The 24,069-nt window shown below is 39.8% G+C and carries 22 protein-coding genes; 17 read left to right on the top strand and 5 right to left on the bottom strand.

The window, feature by feature from the left end; genetic code table 11:
- Positions 1-331: 331 nt before the first annotated feature.
- Genes CWC16_RS01570 through CWC16_RS01560 form a run of 3 tightly spaced genes read right to left on the bottom strand, consistent with a single transcriptional unit; the run spans position 332 to position 3,758 of the window.
- Entirely contained in the window at positions 332-940 is a 609-nt protein-coding gene (locus CWC16_RS01570) for a PqiC family protein (protein ID WP_138540224.1), read from the bottom strand.
- Positions 940-2,595 carry an intermembrane transport protein PqiB gene (pqiB, locus tag CWC16_RS01565; protein WP_138540223.1) on the bottom strand — a complete coding sequence of 552 codons (1,656 nt, stop codon included), beginning with the start codon at positions 2,593-2,595 and terminating at the stop codon, positions 940-942. Before pqiB ends, CWC16_RS01570 begins: the two co-directional genes overlap by 1 nt.
- On the bottom strand, positions 2,592-3,758 hold the full coding sequence (locus CWC16_RS01560) for a paraquat-inducible protein A (protein WP_249929176.1): 1,167 nt from the start codon (positions 3,756-3,758) through the stop codon (positions 2,592-2,594). Before CWC16_RS01560 ends, pqiB begins: the two co-directional genes overlap by 4 nt.
- 247 nt (positions 3,759-4,005) lie before the next feature.
- Between CWC16_RS01560 and CWC16_RS01555 the strand changes: the two genes are divergently transcribed.
- A complete protein-coding gene (locus CWC16_RS01555) occupies positions 4,006-4,659 on the top strand; it encodes a substrate-binding periplasmic protein (protein WP_249929172.1) in 654 nt (217 codons plus the stop codon).
- A 226-nt stretch (positions 4,660-4,885) separates the two neighbouring features.
- On the opposite strand, the gene CWC16_RS01550 is transcribed toward CWC16_RS01555, so the two are convergent.
- On the bottom strand, positions 4,886-5,707 hold the full coding sequence (locus CWC16_RS01550) for a thioesterase family protein (protein WP_138540220.1): 822 nt from the start codon (positions 5,705-5,707) through the stop codon (positions 4,886-4,888).
- 241 nt (positions 5,708-5,948) lie between these two features.
- Between CWC16_RS01550 and dnaK the strand changes: the two genes are divergently transcribed.
- The 12 genes from dnaK to CWC16_RS01490 all read left to right on the top strand — a co-directional run bounded on the left by dnaK (position 5,949) and on the right by CWC16_RS01490 (position 19,242).
- Positions 5,949-7,868, top strand: coding sequence for a molecular chaperone DnaK (gene dnaK, locus CWC16_RS01545; RefSeq protein ID WP_138540219.1), 1,920 nt, complete (start codon positions 5,949-5,951; stop codon positions 7,866-7,868).
- Between the two features lie 201 nt (positions 7,869-8,069).
- Positions 8,070-9,212, top strand: a complete 1,143-nt coding sequence (gene dnaJ / locus CWC16_RS01540) for a molecular chaperone DnaJ (RefSeq protein WP_055013785.1) — start codon at positions 8,070-8,072, stop codon at positions 9,210-9,212.
- 300 nt (positions 9,213-9,512) lie between these two features.
- The gene (gene ybaK / locus CWC16_RS01535) at positions 9,513-9,974 is read left to right on the top strand and encodes a Cys-tRNA(Pro) deacylase (protein WP_138540218.1); all 462 of its coding nucleotides are present in this window, start codon (positions 9,513-9,515) and stop codon (positions 9,972-9,974) included.
- Between the two features lie 120 nt (positions 9,975-10,094).
- Complete coding sequence (locus tag CWC16_RS01530) at positions 10,095-10,499, top strand: DUF1761 domain-containing protein (RefSeq protein ID WP_138540217.1); 405 nt, start codon at positions 10,095-10,097, stop codon at positions 10,497-10,499.
- A 48-nt stretch (positions 10,500-10,547) separates the two neighbouring features.
- Positions 10,548-10,916, top strand: a complete 369-nt coding sequence (locus CWC16_RS01525) for a response regulator (protein WP_138540216.1) — start codon at positions 10,548-10,550, stop codon at positions 10,914-10,916.
- A gap of 158 nt (positions 10,917-11,074) precedes the next feature.
- Positions 11,075-11,326 carry a hypothetical protein gene (locus CWC16_RS01520; RefSeq protein WP_055013781.1) on the top strand — a complete coding sequence of 84 codons (252 nt, stop codon included), beginning with the start codon at positions 11,075-11,077 and terminating at the stop codon, positions 11,324-11,326.
- A 185-nt stretch (positions 11,327-11,511) separates the two neighbouring features.
- The gene (locus tag CWC16_RS20190; RefSeq protein ID WP_138540215.1) at positions 11,512-11,775 is read left to right on the top strand and encodes a CBU_0592 family membrane protein; all 264 of its coding nucleotides are present in this window, start codon (positions 11,512-11,514) and stop codon (positions 11,773-11,775) included.
- 191 nt (positions 11,776-11,966) lie between these two features.
- Positions 11,967-13,703, top strand: a complete 1,737-nt coding sequence (locus CWC16_RS01510) for a sensor histidine kinase (protein ID WP_138540214.1) — start codon at positions 11,967-11,969, stop codon at positions 13,701-13,703.
- The gene (locus CWC16_RS01505; protein ID WP_138540213.1) at positions 13,696-15,060 is read left to right on the top strand and encodes a sigma-54-dependent transcriptional regulator; all 1,365 of its coding nucleotides are present in this window, start codon (positions 13,696-13,698) and stop codon (positions 15,058-15,060) included. The genes CWC16_RS01510 and CWC16_RS01505 overlap by 8 nt, the downstream gene beginning before the upstream one ends.
- Positions 15,061-15,235: 175 nt before the next feature.
- The gene (locus tag CWC16_RS01500) at positions 15,236-16,192 is read left to right on the top strand and encodes a porin (RefSeq protein WP_138540212.1); all 957 of its coding nucleotides are present in this window, start codon (positions 15,236-15,238) and stop codon (positions 16,190-16,192) included.
- A 9-nt stretch (positions 16,193-16,201) separates the two neighbouring features.
- Positions 16,202-17,677: an SLC13 family permease gene (locus tag CWC16_RS01495; protein ID WP_138540211.1), complete on the top strand. Its 1,476-nt coding sequence runs from the start codon at positions 16,202-16,204 to the stop codon at positions 17,675-17,677.
- Positions 17,678-17,823: 146 nt separating this feature from the next.
- A complete protein-coding gene (locus tag CWC16_RS01490) occupies positions 17,824-19,242 on the top strand; it encodes a coniferyl aldehyde dehydrogenase (protein WP_138540210.1) in 1,419 nt (472 codons plus the stop codon).
- Positions 19,243-19,312: 70 nt separating this feature from the next.
- On the opposite strand, the gene CWC16_RS01485 is transcribed toward CWC16_RS01490, so the two are convergent.
- A complete protein-coding gene (locus CWC16_RS01485) occupies positions 19,313-20,038 on the bottom strand; it encodes a tetratricopeptide repeat protein (protein WP_055013777.1) in 726 nt (241 codons plus the stop codon).
- A 595-nt stretch (positions 20,039-20,633) separates the two neighbouring features.
- On the opposite strand from CWC16_RS01485, the gene CWC16_RS01480 reads away from it, so the two are divergent.
- The 4 genes from CWC16_RS01480 to CWC16_RS01465 all read left to right on the top strand — a co-directional run bounded on the left by CWC16_RS01480 (position 20,634) and on the right by CWC16_RS01465 (position 24,059).
- On the top strand, positions 20,634-21,494 hold the full coding sequence (locus CWC16_RS01480; protein WP_138540209.1) for a DUF6279 family lipoprotein: 861 nt from the start codon (positions 20,634-20,636) through the stop codon (positions 21,492-21,494).
- A gap of 253 nt (positions 21,495-21,747) precedes the next feature.
- Positions 21,748-22,767, top strand: coding sequence for an XdhC family protein (locus tag CWC16_RS01475; RefSeq protein WP_138540208.1), 1,020 nt, complete (start codon positions 21,748-21,750; stop codon positions 22,765-22,767).
- A 1-nt stretch (position 22,768) separates the two neighbouring features.
- Entirely contained in the window at positions 22,769-23,377 is a 609-nt protein-coding gene (locus tag CWC16_RS01470; protein WP_138540207.1) for a nucleotidyltransferase family protein, read from the top strand.
- Positions 23,378-23,570: 193 nt separating this feature from the next.
- A complete protein-coding gene (locus CWC16_RS01465; protein WP_138540206.1) occupies positions 23,571-24,059 on the top strand; it encodes a (2Fe-2S)-binding protein in 489 nt (162 codons plus the stop codon).
- Positions 24,060-24,069: the final 10 nt, after the last annotated feature.

Below are 24,069 nucleotides of genomic sequence, written 5' to 3'. Positions count from 1 at the left end.
TTATATTTTCTTTAGGCTATACACATCAATTAGCTGATAACTTATACCCATGCGCTATAATACGTAATCATTTTATGGGGCTAAATATGTCGCTATATGCGTTATTAATTCTCTTTTATAACAGATAATTAGAAATTTTTGGCCAGCTAGCAATACGCTCTGCCAGCATTTAAAATGGTTCACTTAATTAAGTAAATTGGCATTAATACGGATGTTAGATTGATAATAGCTTGAGCATAGGTAGCAAAATTGGCTACATTTTACCCTGTTTAAATAAAAAAGGGGAGGGGGGCGATTTTTAGTGACCATAAAACCGCCCTATAGTTAGTGTTTAAATACGTGCTTTCTCTATCGCTTTTGCCACATCTAAATTTATGTTGTACCAGGTTTGCTCAAGGGTGGCCACCAAGCCATCGTAACCGTTGTCATCTATAGGCACTATATGTGAAAAATTATGTACGCTAATCAAGCTGCGGCCAGTTTCTGGATGGGTGTAATATAAGCGCCATAACCCTGAAATATCAGCGTTGCCTTGCATATCACCATTAAAGTGGTGTACTTCATACTCAAGCTCGTAAAACGTTTGCTGATCAAGTTCGGTAATTACCGGTAAACCCTTGATGACCATCCAATTAGGCATGGCATTAAAAAGGGTTTGTTGCGCTGTAGCGGTAAGCATAACATCGGGCGATTCCCCCCACAGGTTGTAATTTGCTGCGTGAATTTGATTGTTATCAATTTTCATCGCTATGCCTAAATTATTTAATGCGCCTCTAAGGGCCACAGTTTGTACTCTAAGCTGCGCATCTGTTTCTTTAACATGACGGGATGATGAAGCAATGGGTTGTTCAAACTGATAATACTGCGTTGCTGTTTGAATTGACGCACCGCATCCTGCAAGAGTGATTAACACAGTGATGGCTAAAAATAAGTGTTTCATTATTGCTTCCTTGGTTGTGGATCAGCAGGGAGTGCTTTATCAAAAATAAACATATTTGGTTGTTCATTTAAGCCGCGTGTCAGCGGCTGAATTTCCTCACTTAAACGTTTAAATTCAAGTAATGTTTGCTGTAATTGATGATGAAACTCAGAGCCTGCCTGATAACTAGCCATGGTTTTATCAAATTGACGCATGGTCACTTCAAACTGCTCCATACTTTTAGTCATTTTATCAAAGTTACGATTAAAATCGCCGGGCAAGTTTTGTGTCTCTTTTTGGCTTAATAACGCGCGCATTTCGTTAGCGAGGGCTTGGTAGTCACTAAATGTAGCCTGCATTTGCGCGAGACTGTCTTCGATTTTTAAGCTGTTTACCTTGTTAAGCACATCCGAGACCTGATCGGCAAGCACGGTAATGCCGCTGGATATACTTGGAAAAACATCATACTTCGCAAGCTTTGCTAAATGCGCTTTAGGGGCGTCGGGGTATATATCAAAATCAACATACACTGCGCCAGTTAAAAGATTGCCGGGCTTTAAAGAGGCGCGCATACCACTTTTTATCCAACCTGTTAGGCTGCTTTGCCAAAATTCTCTGGCCTCTTCGCTATCGTGATATAAACGGCCATACTCTATTTTAATCAGTACAGGCACCGCTGTATTGTGGTTTTTAAAGTGCGCGGGTTTACCATCAACAATAACGTTAGCGGGCGCTTCTACCACTGTACCAATTCGAGTGCCGCGATATTCCACCGGGGCACCGGGGCGTAGGCCGCGTATTGATTGTTCAAAGTCAATAATGTAGTAATCAAAGTCGTAAAAGCGCTCTTCCAAGGCTTCTTTGTAGCTTTGACTCAACGAGAAGTTGTGGCCGTTTTGTGCAATATCGCCAGGAGCTTGTTGATCGGGTAAGCCAACCGAAATACCGCCTTTGAGGAGCTTGCTTAGTGAGCCAGTACTTATATTAATACCATCGGCTGATAAGTCGATTTCAATTCCGGCATTAACCCAAAAAATAGAGTTTAATGTTATGAGGTTTTGATACGGCTCATTAATAAAAATGCCGTACTTCATTGCTTGGTTTTTCCAGTCAAAGGTAGCGGTTTCTATTTGGCCTATTTTATAATTTTTAAAAAATATGCCTGTACTAACTTCGAGTACCTCAGCATTGTAGCTGAGTAATTGAAAACGCCCACCTTTTACATCTTTACCAATAAGGGCGGGCTCGTCTTGTAATACAAAACGCTCTTTAAGTTTTTTACTCTCCCCTGGGGAAAACTCTAAATAAACACCCGACAAAAGCGTACTCATGCCGCTAATGCCTGTCTCGTCTATACGGGGTTTAACAACCCAAATTTTGGCATCTTCGGTGAGCAGTTCATTATAGTTTCTGTCTATTTGTGCGCGGGCAATTACGCTATCTTGCGAGTCAGAAAGGCGTATAGCGTCAATTTGACCAATTTTAACACTGCGCACCTTTATTTCTGTTTTACCTGCAACAATCCCCTCTGCATGGGGCATTTTTATATAAATAGTAGGGCCTACATTTGCTTGATATTGATACAACATCCAAATACCAACTAATAAGGCTATTAGCGGTATAATCCAAATAGCTGAGATTTTTGGTTTGTTTGTTACATTAGCCGTTTCGGTCATGCTTTATTCTCTGAATGTTTGTTTTTTGGTGTATCCCACAACAAGCGTGGATCAAACGCATGTGCAGCCATCATTTGGCATATTACCATAACAGTAAAAAATACAATGCCTAGCCCTGGGGTAATTGACATTAAGTTGCCTAATTGCACTAAGGCGACGAGTATAGCAACAACAAATACATCAATCATTGACCATTTGCCAATAAATTCAGTAAGTTGATAAATTTTAGTATAGCCTTTTGTATGCTTGTTAGCAGGTTTTGCCACCATAAAACATAAAAAACTAAGCACAAGGGCTTTGGCTAAAGGCACCACCACACTGGCTAAAAATATGATGGCGGCAATGGGGTAGGAGCCACTTTTCCAAAGTGTTAGTACGCCGCCAATTAAGGTTGATGGTGACACATCACCCAGACTTGTAGTGTGCATTATTGGTAATAGGTTTGCAGGTATATAGCATAGCACTGAGGTGGCTAACCAAGCTGTCGCTTTTTGGACGCTATTAGGGTTTCTAATATGTGTTTTGCTGTGACAGCGAGGGCAGTATTCCTCTTTACAAAGTTGGTGGCATACATGGCAGGCTTTTATATTTTGATCAATTGCCCGTTTAGCGTTTGCTGCATCTTCGATAGATGTTGCTGGTTTAATATGTGCCCATAAACGCGGCTTATTTACATGAGCAAGTGCTGCAATATACATAATAACAAAGCCAATATAGGCCCAAAAACTGGCGCCAAAACTAATGTCGGCAAGCGACATAATTTTAACCATGCTTACTAATACGCCAATTAAAAATATTTCCGACATGATCCACGGCTCAAGAGCCAAGGTAAACTTGAGCAATCGCCTTGCTATACCCTCTGGCAATGTTTGCAAAAGACCAAGATGTAAAGGGATCAGAATGATCAGTAAGCTCATTGGCAGCGCAATAATGCTTAAATCAATAAATAAGCCAAGTAACTCACTGTCGTAATTAAATAAAATTCGGGCCGCATCGGGCAAGGTAATTGTTTGCGTTATGCCGCTGCTACTAAATGAAATAAACGGGTAAAACATGCTACTTAATAGCATAAGTAATGAGCCAATACTCAGCGCGACTACTTTACTATCGTTGTTTACATCGCCTTCGCACAGCTTATGGTGACAATGCGGGCACACGGCCATTTGCTTATCGGCTATTGCGGGTATATCTATTATTAAATCGCAACACGGGCAAATTGTTTGCAAGTTATAACCATTAAAGAAGAATGTTTACGCAATTTTGCTATATTTAAGTTATTAATACAACGCGATTCATCATTAAGCGCAATAACAATTCGTAAGGATTAATGTGAGGCTGTTATTACTTTGCTTTATTAGCTATTTTTTTATAAGCCCCCCAGTGCCTGCCGCTCAGAAAAAACAGCCAGTTGTGATTGCTGCTAGTGCGACTATTCCTCCCTATGTAATAGAAAAAACAGATACGGGTATACAGCTTAATATAATTAAAGCAGCACTTATTGATCAGGGCTTAGATAATATTGTGGTTATTTATATGTCTAACAAGCGCGCCGAGCAGCAGCTGCATAGTGGTAAGGTGGATATCTTGCTTAATTACGCAGGAAAGCGCGATTCAGGTACTTACCCAAGTCAGCCAGTATTGAGTTATAAAAATGTGGCGGTATCACTTAAAAAACGTGACTTTGCTATTGAGAGTGTAAATGATTTAAATAACAAAAGTGTATTAGGGTTTCAACATGCAACGGCTTATTTACCGCCTTCATTTGCAAAAGGAGTTGCTCAGTTTGCAAGTTATGAAGAAGTAGTCAATCAACGTGCACAAATTGATAGGCTAATGAAAGAGTGGGTGGATGTAATTGTTCTCGATGAGCGTATTTTTCATTATTATAACATTAACTATTCGCACTCATTACCCGTTAATATTCATGCTATTTTTCCAAAAGCGCCAAGGCCCGCTTATTTTAATAACCCGTTACTGCAACAAAAATTTGATAAAGGCCTAGTTGCCATAAAGCAAAGTGGTAAATATCAGCAGCTATTAAATGTAAACGGCCATGCTAAATAGCATGGCCGTAGGTGTAATTATACCAATCCGCATAATTAAGAGATCTATTTTGAGGATGGATAAACGTGTTGATAGCAAAGCAAAAATTCGCTATTTAGTTGTTATCGGCAATTGCCTCTGCATTGCTCTACCTTCTGCATCCATGCAGTCGTAAATGAGAATTTTTTAACACAGATAGCGACACGTTTAGCCCCTGAAAATGATTAAGTATTATTGCTGATTGGTATTAGTCAAATAAGGCAACTGTTTGGCGGGTAAGGGCGATAAGTTCGCCTGATTGCGACCAAATACAGCCATCTTCTAATCCGTAGCCACCTTTTGCATGATGTGTGATTGCTTCAAAGCCTAACCACTCTCCAGGTGTAAGTGTTGGCTCTTGCACAAATTCTAAATACCACGACATGCTACTTGCTGGCGCAGGTTGCTTAAACATTTGCAGTAATGTGGGTGGCCAAGCATCTGTTAGTGCAATGATATGCGCTTCTGTAATGGTTTCGGGAGTGTGTTTAAAACGCATCCAACCACCTAAATGCGAAGTCTCAGCAGCACTAAATGGCATAGCGCCTTGCTGCGGGCATAAATCAACATGCTGGAAAAACTCAGGCATTTGCCCTTGAATAAATGGCAATGTATGTCGTGCATCTACAGGCTTTAATCCCATTTCTTTACTTACTGGTACGTTAACACCTGATTGCCTATCAATAGCGAAGCACGCTTGGACAATTACACACACTTGCTCACTTTGAATCACTTTAGCTAATACCTGAGTACTGCTTTTACCTTGGCGTAAAATTTCAACTGACATCGAAAAAGGCGTGTCAGCAAGCAATGGCCCCACAAAATTAGTACTCAAAGAAAGTAATCGTCTACTTGGGTCAATGTGTTTTCTGATTGCTTGATAAAGTAGTGCAGCAGAAAGGCCACCAAAGGCGGTTCTACCTTGGCACCAATTAGCCGGAAATTCCATTGTGTTGCTGTGAGAGGTGAGCGCAGCCGAAGACGTGCTAGAAATAGCAGAGGCTTGTTTTAATAAGTCATCAAAATGCATCGTTAATATCCTTGAAATTATCATTATTAAACATATATAACACATATCAACTGGTCAGACTAGTTGGGTTGAAGGGGTGTATTTGGCGCAAAAAACATCAAACCCTACTTTTATTAAGGTTTTTTGTTAAATAAATTACAAAAAATGAATTTTTTTTCATTTTTACAGTTGAATTCACTTTGTGGCATCCCTATTTACTAGTCATCGAACGTATTAACGAATTTGAAGTTGGAGAAGATTCATGGGTAAAATTATTGGAATCGATTTAGGTACTACAAACTCTTGTGTTGCAGTACTTGATGGTGATAAAGCACGTGTTATTGAAAATGCGGAAGGCGATCGCACAACCCCGTCTATTATTGCTTACACGCAAGACGGCGAAACACTAGTAGGTCAGCCTGCTAAGCGTCAAGCGGTTACTAACCCAACTAACACGTTATTTGCAATTAAGCGTTTAATTGGTCGTCGTTTTGAAGATGAGGAAGTACAACGCGATATCGGTATTATGCCGTTTAAAATCATTAAAGCTGATAACGGCGATGCATGGGTAGAAGCAGGCGGTGAAAAACGCGCTGCACCACAAATTTCTGCAGAAGTACTTAAAAAAATGAAGAAAACGGCAGAAGACTTCTTAGGTGAAGAAGTAACTGAAGCTGTAATCACAGTACCTGCATACTTTAACGATTCACAACGTCAAGCAACAAAAGATGCTGGTCGTATTGCGGGTCTTGAAGTTAAACGTATCATCAATGAGCCAACAGCTGCTGCCCTTGCTTACGGCATGGACAAAAACAAAGGTGAAAACGTTGTTGCAGTATACGACTTAGGTGGTGGTACTTTCGATTTATCAATCATTGAAATTGATGAAGTTGAAGGCGAGCACACATTTGAAGTACTTGCTACAAACGGTGACACTCACTTAGGTGGTGAAGATTTCGATAACCGTGTAATCAACTACTTAGTAGCTGAGTTCAAGAAAGACCAAGGTATCGATTTACAAAACGATCCGCTTGCTATGCAACGTGTTAAAGAAGCGGCTGAGAAAGCGAAAATCGAACTATCATCTGCACAATCTACAGAAGTTAACCTTCCGTACGTAACTGCCGATGCATCAGGTCCTAAGCACATGAACGTTAAACTAACGCGTGCTAAACTTGAGTCATTAGTTGAAGACTTAGTAACTAAGTCAATTGAGCCACTAAAACGTGCACTAGCGGATGCTGATTTATCTGTAAATGATATTAACGATATCATTTTAGTAGGTGGTCAAACACGCATGCCACTAGTACAAAAAACAGTTGCTGAGTTCTTTGGTAAAGAGCCACGTAAAGATGTTAACCCTGATGAAGCTGTAGCAGTAGGCGCGGCAATTCAAGGTGGTGTATTAGCAGGTGACGTTAAAGACGTACTATTACTAGACGTGTCTCCTTTATCGCTAGGTATTGAGACAATGGGCTCAGTAATGACACCGCTAATTGAGAAAAATACAACGATTCCTACTAAGAAATCGCAAACGTTCTCTACAGCAGAAGATAACCAATCTGCCGTTACGATTCACGTACTACAAGGTGAGCGTAAACGTGCTAGCGACAACAAATCTTTAGGTCAATTTAACCTAGAAGGTATTCGTCCAGCACAACGTGGTACGCCACAAATCGAAGTAACTTTTGATGTAGATGCGGATGGTATCTTACATGTATCAGCGAAAGATAAAGATACAGGTAAAGAGCAAAAAATCACGATTCAAGCGTCTTCAGGCTTAAGCGATGAAGAAGTAGAAAAAATGGTTCGTGATGCAGAAGCGAATGCTGAAGAAGACAAAAAGTTTGAAGAGCTAGTAGCAACTCGTAACCAAGCTGATGCAATGGTACACGGCACTCGCAAGCAAATTGAAGAAGCGGGTGATGCACTACCAAGCGAAGACAAAGAGGCAATTGAAGCCGCAGTTGTTGATCTTGAAGCAGCTATTAAGAGCGATGACAAAGCTGAAATTGAAGCTAAAACGCAAGCACTTGCTGAAAAGTCTCAAAAGCTAATGGAAATTGCTCAGGCTAAAGCGCAACAAGGTGGCGCAGATGCAGGCGAGCAACCACAACAGTCTGCTAAGCAAGACGATGATGTAGTTGATGCTGAGTTTGAAGAAGTAAAAGACGACAAGTAATTGTCGGCTAAGCTTCTAACTAGCCTAAACAACATGATTTGCTCACGTTTTTAGGGTAGGATGAACTTTTGAGGCGCGCAGGCTACAGCTTGTCGCGCCTTTTGTATGTATTTAAGGTTTAAAATTTTCATGATAAATCGATGTGATTTATCGGTTTATCCCGCAGCTTAGCTGCAAATAGAAAAGAGTAGTGTGATAGATATGTCAAAACGCGATTATTACGAAGTTCTCGGCGTAAGCAAAGATGCAAGCGAGAGAGACATAAAAAAAGCGTATAAACGCTTAGCGATGAAATATCACCCAGATCGTACCGCCGGTGATAAAGATCTCGAATCAAAATTTAAAGAAGTAAAAGAAGCATACGAGATATTAACCGACGATCAAAAACGTCAAATGTATGACCAATACGGCCATGCTGCCTTTGAACAAGGCGGTGGCGGCGGTCACGGTGGCTTTGGCGGTGGTGGTCAAGGCGATTTTGGTGATATTTTTGGTGATGTGTTCGGTGACATTTTTGGTGGCGGTGGTGGCCGTCGTCAATCGCGCCAGCAACGTGGATCGGACTTACGTTACAACATGGACCTAAGCTTAGAAGAAGCGGTTCGTGGTAAAGAAGTAGAAATAAAAGTACCGACATGGGTTAGCTGTAAACCCTGTGATGGCAGTGGTGCTAAAGCAGGCTCTAAGCCTAAAACGTGTACTACCTGTCATGGCGCTGGGCAAGTACAAATGCGCCAAGGCTTTTTTGCTGTGCAACAAACGTGTCCAACATGTCAGGGACAAGGTCAAATTATTTCAGACCCTTGTAACAAGTGCCATGGGCAAGGGCGTGTTGAAAAAACGAAAACGTTGTCAGTCAAAATTCCAGCAGGCGTAGACACGGGCGATCGCATTCGTTTAAGTGGTGAAGGCGAAGCGGGCATGCACGGAGCGCCAGCAGGCGATTTATACGTACAAGTATCGGTTCGCGAACACCCAATATTTGTTCGTGAAGCAAATAACTTATACTGCGAAGTGCCTATTAGCTTTACTACAGCCGGTTTGGGTGGCGAAATTGAAGTACCTACACTTGATGGCCGTGCAAAACTTAAAATACCGTCTGAAACACAAACGGGCAAAATGTTCCGTATGCGTGGCAAAGGTGTTAAATCTGTACGTAGTGGTGCTCAAGGTGACTTAATTTGTAAAGTCGTGATTGAAACGCCAGTTAATTTAAACGAGCGTCAACGCGAGTTACTTAAAGAGTTAGACGAGAGCATGGGCAAAGATAGCTCAAAAAACCGTCCTAAAGAGCAAGGTTTTTTTGACGGTGTTAAAAAGTTTTTTGACGATTTAACTAAGTAATTAGTTATCGTAAAAACTAAAAAAACGGTGCTTGATGCACCGTTTTTTTTGGCTCAAATTCATGTAATTTATACCTATCACTGGGCACTACCTAACACTATTATAAAGTGCGTATACTCAATCGATTAATTCACTGAGCTTATTTTGTTGTCTTAGGTAATTAACCTGCGCGTCTTTACCCTTTGCAACTATATCCTCGTCAATAAGCTGCTATTAACGTATCTGCTATTAAGTAACCCTTCAAAATGATTAACCCTTATTGTAGATTAATAATGCGCTTAAATAACAGGGCTAACTTGAATGACCCCAGCAATAGAGTTACTGAAAAAACAAAATGTGCCTCACGATGTACTTAGTTATCAGCACGATGCTAATACAACGCGTTATGGCCAAGAAGCCGTTGAAAAGTTAAACCTTAACAGTGAGCAGGTATTTAAAACCCTTGTGCTTGAAACCAGTGAAGGGAAGTTAATTGTTGCCGTTACACCGGTTTCCCAGCAAGTAAATTTAAAGCAATTAGCCAAATTGAGTTATGCTAAAAAGGTCGCAATGGCAAGCGCGCCAAAGGTACAAGCCGCCACGGGATACATTTTAGGAGGGGTTAGTCCGCTTGGGCAAAAAAAGCGCCTACCCACCTTTATTCATTCAAGCGCTATGGCCTTTAATACAGTGTATGTAAGTGCAGGTAAGCGAGGGCTTGAGGTAGCGCTTTCGCCAGCTGATTTAAAGGAACAAACACGTGCCATTTATGGTGATTTTTAAAAATATCCACGCAAACCAATATGGCCTAAGCCGCAAATTTTAAAGGCGATAATTTGCTGCTTAGGGTATTTTTAACTACAGTCAGAATACCCTTGTACACTATGTATTATGGCAGTATGTATGAATTTTACTGATGTTGATTTTTTTGCCGTGCTTGTGGCGGCACTTTCCTCTTTTATGCTTGGCGGTATTTGGTATTCAAACGCTTTTTTTAAAAATGCCTGGTTAGAGTGCACAGGTCTTACTGAGCTTGATTTACAAACAGCAAAACCGGCGTTAATTTTTGGCGGCAGTATGGTACTTGCACTTGTGTCGGCGGTAGTACTTTCATTATTTTTGGGTAAAGAAGCCGGTATGGGAGAGGGCGCATTTACAGGCTTTGCCATCGGTTTGTTTTGGGTAGGTAGCTCGCTTGGACTTAGTTATATTTATGAACAGCGTCCAATCAAGCTATTTATAATTAATGCAGGGTATTACACATTACAGTTTACATTAATGGGTTTCATTATAGGTGTATGGCCGTAAACGCTTAATTCTGGCCCCCTTTGAGAGCTCAATACAGTAAAGATAATTATGAAAATATTAGTCGTAGATGACATGCCTCTTATGCGCCACGTATTAATTAATATGTTGAGGCAGCTAGATTATAAAAACGTGGTGGAGGCAACTGATGGCTACCAGGCGTTGAAAATACTGAATCAGCAAAAGTTTGATTTAGTTATAACCGACCTACATATGCCTAAAGTAGATGGTGTAAACCTACTCGATAAAATACGTCATGATGAAGCCTTAGTCGACTTACCCGTTATTATGATCACGTGCGAAGATAACGCAGATACAGTAAAGCAAGTTATAAAAGCAAAAGTGTCGGGGTTTATTATTAAGCCATTTAATATGAATGTGTTATCAGCGCAATTAAACCGCCTTTTTTTTAGAGATTAATGTAAACGCTTGTATGGCGTTTTATATTGCACCTATTATTTTAACCCCTGTGTTTTCTCCACCGCTTATTAGGCACTTTGCCTAGCTTCTATAACGTTTTTATTTATTAACTGCTAAAATGCCTGCTTTGCAATTACGTAGGTATGTTAAAGACGTATATGGCTAAGCCAAATAAAAAAGGTCCGACTAAAACAGTCGATATTTTTTGCTCTGCTTGCAAAGCGGCGCTATTTAAATATAGAAAAGGCGGCAAAGGCGCTTTAGTTAAATGTTTTATAGAGCGAATTACCCAAGACTACACAACTACACCGTGTATTTGCCCTAAATGCGAGCGCCCGTTTGCGCGCCCAGCAATAATACGTGGCACGCCAGCCTACAAAATAATTGGTGGTAAGGTTACCTTTAAATAACTTTATTTATCAAAAAACATTTAATTACAATAGATTAGGCTTGATATAGGTTGGGGCGGACAATTGACCTTGTAGCAATAAATAAGGTTGATATACTCGCCCGGTTTTGCTGTTTCAATGATTGAAAAACACCCTCCCCAAGGATAGGGCCAGTTAGTTGGGTTTTTTAAGCAAAGGATAAACGTGTGATAGCACTGTTATTTGATATTGTAGGTATGGCGGGTACTTTCTTAGTTGTTGGTGCGTTTTTTTTATTACAACTGAATAAAGCATCCCCAACGGGGTTATTGTACAACACAATGAATTTGTCAGGAGCAATTTTGCTGCTAATCAGTTTGTGTTACAACTTTAACCTTGCAAGCTTTGTAATCGAGATTTTTTGGATTGCAGCTTCGCTGATCGGCTTATACAAGTACTTTAAAAATAAGCCAGCATTATCTATAAATTAAAAACGTATTAATTTTTTAAAGCTAAATAAGCGCTGCAAGCATCCCTGTTTGCGGCGCTTTTTGTTTTTTATTTTATTTCAAGCCATAAAAAAATAAAGTGCATTTGTTAACAAAAAGTTTATATCCCTGCACCATATAAGTGGTTACACTAGCGCCCTTAAAATTATTTAGGCTATTTTTACGGACAGGCCATGTTTTCGTTTTCAAAAAAAATAATAACCATATGTTTATTATTAGTTCTAGTTTTAATTATAGTTGTTACATTTTGGATTGGACGCGCTCACGATCTAAAAAAAGCAACAGTTCAAGCACAGCTTCAGGTTACTCAGTTAAACGATTATATTGATACTGAACTCGCTCGTTTTTCGGCTATTCCTCAGCTACTTACTTATAACCAGTTGATGATTGAATTTGCAAACGGTGACCAAGACCATTATAGCGCCATAAATAACTATTTAGCTGATATACAACAAGCCAGCGGTGCATCTGATATATTTGTACTTGATGCGCAAGGTGCAGTGACGGCAAGTAGTAACTGGCAAGCCGATTACACATTTTTGGGTAGTAACTTTGCCTTTAGGCCTTACTTTAAACGTGCATTTGCAGGTGAAAAAGTTGCCTATTTTGCACTAGGTATGCGTTCAAAAGAGCGGGGTATTTATTTTTCGCAGGCCGTTTATCACGACAATAAAGCGGTGGGTGTTGTTGTTTTAAAAGTAAATGTAAGCAAATTTGAAAACGATAGAGAGCTTTTAAATACATCTAAAGGTAGCCATTTTTATTTAGAGCTGAGTGATAAAGTAATCGCTATGTCTGATATGCAAACATGGCGTTTAAATAGCTTTAGCGAGTTTGATATAGCAAAACGACGGAATATAAAATTACGCCGCGCTTATTTAGAACACCAACCTGTATATATTGAACAATCTCAATATAAGAGCCAGGGTATTTCGCATTTTAAAATTAATAAAAACCTTTATGTGAGTGCAACAAAACCACTGCGTTATTTTAGCGCACAAATGCACGTACTTGTTGATATTACAAAAGTAAATGCAGCGCAATTAATGCGCTTGTTTTGGGCTTTTAGTATTTATGTTTTAGTTATTATTGTTGGCTATAGTTTACTTGCTCGTTTTGCGGGTTATAAAAAACTAGTTTATTCAAGACATAGTCTTGAACAAAAAGTGATTGAGCGCACTCAAGAGCTAGAAAAAACGCAAGTTGCATTAGTTCAATCAGCAAAGCTTGCAACAATTGGCCAATTAAGTGCAGGTATTAATCACGAAATTAACCAGCCTCTTAGTGCTATTAATACTTACCTAGCAAGCGCGAAACGTTTACTTGCTAAACAAAATTATACTGCACTGGCCGAAAGCATAGCGGTGGTTGAGGGCCTTGTAGAGCGCGTACATAAAATTGTGGGGCAGCTAAAACATTTTAGCAAACCATCACAAACTCAGTTAAGGCCTTACCCGCTAGCAGGTTTATTAAATAACGCTTTAATGATAGCCAGCTCACAACTAAAGCAAGATAACGTACACGTAGAGCAGCCCAATTTAGATAGTGGTTTAATAGTGTGGGTTGATTCACTTAAATTTGAGCAAGTGTTGGTTAATTTAATAACCAATGCTAGCCAAGCTATGAGTGGCGCAATAATACGTAAATTAAGTTTTAATGTTGAGTGCTTTGATAACCGAGTAAAACTCTCAATTTTAGATACTGGGTCTGGAATAGAGCAACATGCTTTTGGTAATATTTTCGAACCTTTTTATAGTACTAAAGAGAGTAAAGGCTTAGGCCTTGGGCTATCTATTTCAAGACAAATTATTGACTCGTTTAATGGCTCTTTAAGTGCGCACAATCGACTTCAAGGCGGGGCTGAGTTTATAATCAGTTTATCAGGTACACAGGATAAAACAGATGATTGAAAACTCTCAGTGTAACCATATTATTGTCGTTGATGATGAAGCGATGATCAGAGACTCATTAAAGCAATTACTTACCCTCGAGGGTTACAAAGTTGAGTGCTTTAATGAGGCAAGTACGGCTTTAACAAAGCTTAATCGTCGTTTCATGGGCGTTATACTGAGTGACATAAATATGCCTGCAATGGATGGCCTTACCTTACTTGAGCAAGTTACCGCATTTGATAGTGAATTGCCGGTTATATTTTTAACGGGGTACGCCGATGTAACTATTGCTGTTAAGGCTATGCAACTAGGCGCGTATGATTTATTTGAAAAGCCAGTAAACGAAACATTACTCGATTGCATAGCAAGAGCCTGTGACAAGCGAAGTTTAGTGATACAAAACCGTGCACTTAAGCTAGCTGTTAAAAAAACCTCAGCACCCGGCGTTCGCATATTGGGCGACACGCCTAAAATGCAAGACATGATGCACTTGCTTAATACGGTAATTGATACGCCAACAGATGTATTGATTGAAGGGGAAACAGGCACAGGTAAAGAGCTTGTCGCTCGTTATCTACATGATCAAAGTATTCGATGTGAAAGTAATTTTGTTGCTATAAATTGCGGTGCAGTTCCAGAGCAATTAATTGAAAGCGAGTTATTTGGAGCCGCTAGTGGCGCTTACACGGGGGCGACGCATACGCGGAAGGGCAAGTTTGAATATGCCCAAGGTGGAACTGTATTTTTAGATGAAATAGAAAGTACACCGTTGTCTTTACAGGTAAAATTACTACGCGTTTTAGAAGAGCGTAAAGTAACCCCGGTAGGTGAAAACACCCCAATTAATTTAGATATACGCATTGTAGCTGCCACTAAAGTAGATTTACTTTCACTTGTTGAAAAAGGTGAATTTAGAGCCGACTTATATTATCGACTTAGTTTAGTAAAAGTTGACATACCGCCACTTAGAGCACGAAAAGCGGATATCGTTTTATTGTTTAAGCATTTTAGCTCTATTGCTGCAACACGCTATCATAAGCCGCCAGCACCACTTAATAGTGAAATACAGCAGCGACTCTTAGCATACGACTGGCCTGGCAATGTAAGAGAGCTCAGAAACCAAGCTGAGCGCGCGGTTTTATTAGGAGCAGAGCTTGCTTTTAGTGTTAGTAAAACGCAGTCTAAAGGCGAGCTTTCACCTGATTTAAGTTTATCTGAAAAAGTCACTTTTTATGAGCAGTCATTAATAGAAGAAGCCTTAGAGCGTAACCATGGCAGCATAAAAAATACGATGGATACACTGCAAATAGCTCGTAAAACCCTTTACGACAAAATGAATAAATACAACTTAAACCGCGATATGTTTATTGACTGAATGTGTGGTTTACGTGACAGTTTTGTTTTTATGATGTGTGGAAAACCGCACATTCGTTCTCTTTTCTATACCCAAAAAAAGCTAACCACCTGAAATTTAATATTATTTTATCATTGGCAGTAAAGTTGCCTTATTAGATCTGACAACAAGTAGATTCTAATAATTAGGACATATAATGATAAAGTTTACACACTCTACTATTTTACTCACCTCAATAAGTAGCTTGGCTTTTTACTCGTACACAGCTTGCGCTACAGAATATAACGTTTACGGAAAAGCCGAAGTGCAAATTGCTAATACTGATTCAGGTGTTATGCGCTACGCAGAGGAGGGCACTCAGATTGAAGCGCCTTTTTCGAGGATTGGTATTCAAGGGCAGCACACATTAAATGACTATTTAAACGTAGTTTTCAAATACGAAGTACAAGTTAATGGCTTTGAGGAAGATGACACTGAAGATCCCTTTAGTTCAAGAAACACTTATCTTGGTTTAAAAGGTCAATTTGGCGAATTAATTATAGGCAGAAACGATACTCGTTTTAAATACTCTGAAGGAAAAGTTGAAAACTTTAACGAAACCCAAGGCGATATAGCCCAGGTTATTGCAGGCCAAGATAGACTTGGTGATACGCTAACATACACTTCTAAGTATTGGCATAATGCACAGTTTTCGTTTACTTACGCGCCAAAAGACGACAATAAAGATAATGAGGCTGGGTTCGCTGCAACCGTTATTTATGGTGATCGGAGCTTAAAAAACACCTCATATTACCTATCAGTAAGCCATGTTGACTCGCTTAATAATATTAATGCGAGCCGAATAGCAGCTGCCTATAAATTTGAACAATTACAGTTTGGTGCACTGTATCAGCATTCTGAGTCAACAGATGGTATAAAATCAGGTAACGGTTATGTATTAAGTGCAAGTTATACACTTGATAAATGGGTACCAAAATTACAGTTCGCCAAAGATGACTCTTTGCTCCGTCAAGCATCAGATGCAACGCAGTGGACTGCAGGTGTAGATTACGTATTTGATAAACAAACCACGGCTTACCTGCTATATACTGATTTAGATCTACAAGATAACGCCGATAATAGCGTTGCACTTGGCTTAAAATACAAATTTTAGGAATTAATAATGACGCAATTAACGCAAAAAAAAATAGATCCTAAAAACCTTAAAATGCAATGGTTATTGCTATTACTTGGGCCAAGTATTATGTTGCTTACGTGTTTAATAGAGCCTCCAATAGGGATGTCGGTAGCCGCTTTTAAAACAGCTGGTCTAGCGTTTTGGATGGCTTCGTGGTGGGTAAGTGAAGTAGTGCCTATACCTGCAACGGCTTTATTACCTATTGTTATTTCCCCCTTAGTTGGTATTGCTGCAATTAAAAGTGTGACTGCACCGTACGCTCACCCACTCATATTTTTATTTTTAGGGGGATTTTTAATTTCTATAGCTATGGAACGATGGGGATTACATAAGCGTATTGCCCTTAGTACGATGCTTTGTGCGGGTAAAAAACCGAGTTTACAAATATTAGCAATGATGTTGGTAACAGCCTTTTTATCTATGTGGATGTCAAACACAGCCACTGCGGTAATGATGTTGCCTATAGCATTATCTATTACACATTTAGTAAAACAATCAGATCCAAGTAATGAAGGGTTTGGCAAAGCGTTGCTACTTAGTATTGCTTATGGTGCAAGCATTGGCGGGATTGCCACTTTGATAGGTACCCCTCCTAATGCACTCATGGCAGCGTATTTATCAGACAGTTACAAAATTGAAATTGGCTTTGCACAGTGGATGCTTGTTGGTGTGCCGTTAAGTATTAGCATGTTGATACTAAGCTGGCTGTGGTTAACTAAATTTGCTTACAAAGTAGATAAAAACGTTAAAAATAATCAAAGTGTTGATACAAAAGCGGTATTCACAAAACAGTTAAGTGAATTAGGCACAATGCAGCACTCAGAAAAAGGGGTTTTGTTTGTATTTGTATTAGCAGCGGTATGCTGGATATTTAGACCCATACTTGCAGATTTAAGCGGTTTATCAATATCAGACACTGCTATAGCCATAGCTGCAGCGCTATTACTATTTGTATTACCAGCCAATAAGGGAAGTAATGAGCGAATACTTGATTGGAAAAGTGCAGCTAATGTTCCTTGGGGTGTACTACTTTTATTCGGTGGTGGTTTAACACTTGCTTCGCAAATAAAGTCATCTGGGTTAGCCGACTACATCGCGCATATGATTGAAGGGGCAAGTGCTATTCCACTTGTGATGAGTGTGTTGGTGGTGGTCGCATTAATTACATTTTTAACTGAGATAACGAGTAATACAGCCACGGCTGCTGGTTTTTTACCATTGCTTGGGCCTGTTGCAGAGTCAATTACGGGTTCACCTTTAGTGTGGGTAATACCTGCTGCTATTGCTTGTAGTTGCGCGTTTATGATGCCAGTAGCCACGCCGCCTAATGCTATTGTGTTTGGCTCTGGGCAAATACAAATGCGTGATATGAACCGCGCAGGTTTTGTACTTAATATTGTCGCTATTGTATTAATTACGTTAGTAACTATGACTATTGCAGCGCAAGTATTTGGCTTTTAATTATCCTCTAAATTAGTTCCAACCAACCCGATGAACAGCCTAAAATTTAATTTAGGCTGTTATTTAATCACATTAGTTAGTGTTATTGCTCGAAAAACAGAACAAGGTTATAGTCTTCTGTAACTTTAAAAATTGAGTAATCTATTTTGAGCACCGACACATCTGACACACTGCCGCTAACTTCCCAATTTGATGAATTACAAAAGAGCTTTAAAAACACGCCTTACTTAGCAATTGATAAACGCATTGTTTTATTGAAAAAACTGCGTACGCGTATTGTTAGCCTAGAGCAAGAGTTGGTAGATGGGGCCTCAAAAGACTTTGGCTACAGAACTGCGTTCGACACTTTGCTTGGCGATATCTTGCCAACGGTTCAGGGTTTAGCACACATAATTAAAAAATTGCCCAAATGGGCAAAGCCAAGTAAACGTTCTACCAGTTTAAGCTTGTGGCCATCAAAAGTGAGTGTGACATACCAGCCACTTGGTGTAGTTGGCGTGATTGCGCCTTGGAATTACCCCATACAATTGGCATTAGTGCCTGTTATTACCGCCATTGCCGCGGGCAATAGGGTCATGCTTAAGCTCAGCGAATTTACCCCGCATACTAATGCAGTCATCGAAAAAGTATTTGCAGGTGAGCTACAAGCGCATTGTAAAGTGGTGCTAGGGGCAAGCGATGTAGCAAGTGAATTTTCTTCTTTGCCATTTGCACATTTACTGTTTACTGGCTCAACGTCAGTGGGCAAGCTGGTGATGAAAGCAGCCAGCGAAAATTTAACCCCTGTTACCTTAGAGCTAGGTGGAAAATCACCTGTAATTATTACCGAGCAGGCGGATATTAAAAAAGCAGCGCAAACATTACTGTTTGGTAAAATGGCAAATGCAGGGCAAATTTGTGTAGCCCCAGATTATGTATTTGTGCCTAAATCCCTTGAGCATCAGCTGGTACAGCAATTGTGCGAGCTTTATAAAAAGCACTTTAAAGATGGGGTTGAAGGAAAAAATTTAACGTCAATTATTAGCGATGCGCATTACACTCGCTTAGAAGGCTATTTAACTCAAGCACAGGAGTTGGGTGCGCAAGTTATTAAGCCACTCAGCCAAAACCAACAAGACAAACAAAAGCATAGAATGGGGTTGCATATTGTTACCGCGCCAAGCGATAATATGACGCTAATGCAAGATGAATTATTTGGCCCCATTTTGCCGATAAAAACCTACGAAAAGCTCGATGAGGCAATTAGCTATATTAAAGCGCATAATCACCCTTTAGCGCTATATATTTTAGGGCAAGATAAGCATGCTCAAGATTACATAATGCATCAAACATTAAGCGGTACAGTTGCTATAAACGACGCCTTAGTGCAGGTGACAGCAGATGATGTGCCATTTGGTGGCGTTGGGCATTCTGGAATGGGCCATTACCATGGCAAAGAAGGGTTTTTAACCTTTAGTCATGCAAAAAACACCTTGGTGTCTGGCTCGTTTAACCCACGTACCGGGCTTTTACTAAAACAGAGTAACCTTATTATTAAGCTGCTTAAGTTTTTATATATTAAGTAAATTGGTATAAGAAAGGGCTTATGCGAGACGCATTTGCCCTTGTGTAATGCTTTATTTAGCTAAGCGAAAATTAAAATAAACGTCCTTCACCGGCGTAAGTGCCCGCGAGTATTTTTTCGTAAATTTTGTCGGCTTTTTCTTTGGCTTCTTCTATTTCTTTAGGGAGCATTTTACGCTCATCTAGCTTGCGGCTATGGCTTGCTTGCATGTTGCCGTTGTATTCGGCAATGGTGTTCCATACATACGATTTCTCTAGATCTTTAGGCATGCCTAGACCTTCGAAATACATGAGCGCCAAATTAAATTGTGCCAGTGAATAGTTATTAGCAGCGGCTTTTTCGTACCATGTTCTGGCTTGTTTGTAATCGCGCGTGACGCCCTCGCCATTTGCGTACATAACACCTAAATTAAATTGTGCGGCAGGGAGGTTTTTTTTCGCTGCTTTTTCAAATAACGTAACAGCCATTTGCTTATCAAGTTTTACACCTTTACCTTCATCGTATAAAACGGCTAGCGCAAACATTGAGTCAGCGTGATTTTTTTTAACACCTTCTTTATAAAGCTCTGCCGCTTTAAAATAGTCGCGCGTAACGCCATAGCCACCTTCGTAAAGTTTACCTAGTTCGTAAATTCCCGGCGCAAAGCCTTTATCAGCTAAATATTCAAATTCTTTTAGTGCTATAGCAAATTTGCCTTCGTTGGCCGCTCTTATACCATCTTCAAGAGTTGCATGTGCAAATGGGCTTGAAAGCAAAACGCCAGTGAGTATTAATGCTTTTAAATTAAACTGTGACATAGCCATGTCTCCAATAGGTAATAGTTGCAATGTGTATGTATAAAAACCTGTTTTATTGCAACGCTTTGTACTTACTATTTAATAGCCACGTATAAAATGGTGCAAGTGCTTGGTTAAAGTAAATTAAAATCGCTTTCATGATTATGTGTGCGTTTAATATATAGCCAAGCTGTAGTGGTAATTATAGCTTAAATAAGCAATTATATTGCTAATAATGCGGTGTTTATAAGCGTAAGATACAGATATTACAGAAAATTTAAAGCAGTAAAAAAGCGCAAGCCAAGGCCTGCGCTTTTAATGTCATATTAACCGTCACTAATATGAGCAATGTAGCAAGTAGAGATGAACTTTTATGCTATTACTTGGGTCGAGTAAATAATAGTCAATAAGCAGTCATGTGCTTAAAACAAAATGCCAGCATCCATGCTGTATTTCTTCCTTGGGCACTGAGGTCGTTACACTTTGTTTATGCGATTAATTATTATTTAGATTTGGCGGCATGTCAACAGTAAATAATAATTATTATCAATTAAAGTAAATTAACATCTTTGCGTATTATGTGAGAGTTTGAGAGAAAGCGTTAGTTGAGGATTTCATGTTTAAAATAAAAAATATAAAAGTTTCGCGCGTAGTCATCGCGCTCAGTCTGCTCTTTTTGTGTAGTTGTTCAGCTTCGTTTACTTATAATAATTTAACGTGGCTTTCGTCGTTTTGGATAGATGACTATATAGACCTTAATAAACAGCAAAATAAACAACTTAAAAATATCATCAATACCACTCAGCAGTGGCACCGCAGTACACAGTTACCAAGGTATAAGCAAGATATATTAAATTTAAAAACCTTATTTAATCAACAGTTAGATTATCAGCAATTAAAGACCCAAGTGGTCTTGGCCAGAGCTCACTTTCAAAACATTCTCGAACAGGCACATATTGAGCTCGCGCAGTTAGGGCTTACGCTTTCGTATGAGCAGCGTGCCGAGCTCATTGCTAATATCCAAGCGCAAATTAACGATGAATACGAAGAGTTTAATGAATTAACAGTGCAAGAGCGTAAAAGTGAGCGCCTAGAAAGGCAGCTAGATTACTATAAACAATGGCTAGGAAACTTAACGCCTGTGCAAACGCAGCTTATTACCCAAGCTAACAATGCTCATTATGACTCTTCACTGCTTTGGCATCAGTACAAGCAAACGCGTTTAAATGCAGCGCAACAGGTACTTTTAAATGAAACTCTCAATGAGACAGACTTTATTAAACAATTAAGCCATGTAATTACTCAGCGAGAAGCGTATATGAGTAAAGAGCTATTAGCCAGTAATGAAGCGAATTTAGAACGTTATGTAAACTTGCTCTTAAAGCTAAATACGACGTTGAGTGAGCAGCAACGAGAACGTGTAAATGAGGAGTTTGATGACCTTGTAAATACGCTCACCGATTTAATAGAGGATTAAAGCCGCCTTGTTGCTTACTAATTAGGCAAGTATGCTGTTTTATAAATTTTACGCTTATTGAGCTAACTACATAAATGCTAAAATAATATTTTAAAGTTGAAAACGTCCTAGCTGATCGCTTTTAAAATATATCACGTACGCTTTTCACTTATTTATTGCTTGTTTAACTTAGCTATGTCCATAAATCTAGCAAAGTGACAGTATTATGATAATCGAAACACACGCATAGTAAGGTTTGTAATGGCAGTAGTTTATGGTTACTGATTTAAAAGGCATACTCAATACGTGGTATCCGCTTCGTAATGAGCAACAATGGGTGCTTGCTACTTTATATAAAATAGAAGGGTCGAGTTATCGAAAGCTGGGGGCGATGATGCTCATTTCAAGCCTAGGACAACGTTTAGGTATGCTTTCGGGTGGCTGTTTAGAGGCTGATATTCAGCGTCACGCCAAACAGGTTATGACCACCTTAAATTCTAAAACAATCACTTACGATGCAACTGATGAAGACGATTTAACGTTTCAGCTGGGTATTGGCTGTGGTGGTGTGGTGCATATTCTTTTGCAAAGTGTTAATCGTGAAAACGAATACTTGCAATTAGATGCCATGTTTAATGCGCTAAAAAATAAGCAATCGGGGCACTACACACAGCAAATTAAACCTTTAGTGGCAAAGGGGGCTGGCGTTTTTAAAACCGAGGCGCAGCAACACAACTTATCTTTAAACCGCAAAGCAACGCTTGTAGAGCAAGATAAAACCCAAAGTTTACAAGTGGCTATTTACCCCAGCGCACATTTATTAATTGTCGGCGGTGGCGCGGATGCAATACCGGTATATGCGTTTGCTAAGCAGTTAGGTTGGATGGTGAGTGTATGGGATAGCCGCGCTGCAAATGCTAAAAGAGACTATTTTACGCATGCCGATCATATTTTGCGTTGTCCCGCTTCACAATTAAAGCAATTTTGCGAACAACATAAAGTGGATGCCGCCGCTTTAATGGCTCACAGTGTAGAGCTTGATGCACAGGCGTTAGCCGCTCTTGAGCAAAGCCCACTAAAGTACTTAGGGTTACTTGGACCTGCACATCGCCGAGCGCAAGTCTTTGAGCATGCAAACACATCTGTAAACAAGGTAGTTGCCCCTGTATTTGGCCCTGTAGGGCTTAATTTAGGAGGAGACACCCCAGAGAGTATTGCCTTATCGCTCATTAGTGAAATACACGCAGTATTAGCGAGTAAAGATGCTACATCGTTAAGTAATTGGGGTAACTAAGGTGCGCGTAGCAAAGGTTATATTGGCCGCAGGACAATCGTCGCGATTTAACGGGTGTAAGCTAATAGCCGATGTAGGTAATAAACCAATGATTTGCCGCGCCGTAGATACCTTACAAGGTGATGACACATTACCCATATACGTTATTAGCGGTGCTTGGCATGCGCAAATTGAAGATGCGTTACATAGCTACAAAAATGTTGAAATACTGCATAACCCACACTGGCAAGTAGGTTTAGGAAAATCCATTGCGCGGGCAACGCAAGTTATAAGTGCTGCGCACGCATTGGATGGTATTTTATTTATGCTGGCAGATCAGGTTGAGCTTCGTACTGCAGGTATAAATACATTAATTGATCATTTTAAAAACAACCCCTCGCGTTGGTGCGCTGATTATGGCGAGCGCATTGGCGTGCCTGCTGTATTTCCTGCCTGTGATTTTAAAACGTTAGCAGCGCTAAGTTGTGATAAAGGCGCCCAACATCTATTACGAGACACAAAGGTAGAGGTAAATACCATTTTACTTAAGCAGGCAAGCACAGATATCGACACTCAGCAGCAATTAAAGCAGTTTATTAATAATAACAACAACCTAACGGCACGCGAATAAACTAAAAATATAGCCTAAACTTAAGGTTTAAACATTCAAATCAAAATTAAATTTTCAGAATTCATTATAGCGCGTTTGTAAATGTGCGCTGTAATGCAAAGGGTATTAACTTCAACGTACGGTGGTGTAAAAAGTAACGTGTATGGGTCATGCGTTATTTTAATTTTATTTAGGCTTAATTAAGGGGCAAGTTATGGTGACGTTTACAGTGAACGGCAAAGAGGTTAAATCGCAAGCAAGTGCAGATACACCTCTGCTGTGGGTTATTCGCGATGAAATAGGGTTAAAAGGAACTAAGTTTGGTTGTGGTATTGCCATGTGCGGTGCATGTACCGTGCATTTAGATGGGCAAGCGACACGCTCATGTGTATTACCCGTGGGCGCAGTGGCAGGAAAAAACATTACCACCATAGAAGGGCTCAATAATGAGCATCCGCTGCAAAAAGCATGGGTAGATGAGCAAGTACCTCAGTGTGGCTACTGTCAATCTGGGCAAATTATGCAAGCTGCTACGTTATTAGCTGACAATCCAAATCCAACCGAGCAAGAAATAGTAAATCATATGAACGGCAACTACTGTCGTTGTATGGCGTACAAGCGCATTAAATCGGCTATACAACGCACCGCTGATGAATCGCAAAGTGCAGTTCAAATGTTTAACCCAAAAGAGCTAGACGTGTAACTGGAGCCGA

The sequence above is a fragment of the Pseudoalteromonas sp. S3776 genome (assembly GCF_005886915.1).
Classification (GTDB): Bacteria; Pseudomonadota; Gammaproteobacteria; order Enterobacterales; family Alteromonadaceae; genus Pseudoalteromonas.
Note: the sequence above shows the minus strand (reverse complement) of the source record. Positions and strands in the feature narration are given on the sequence as shown.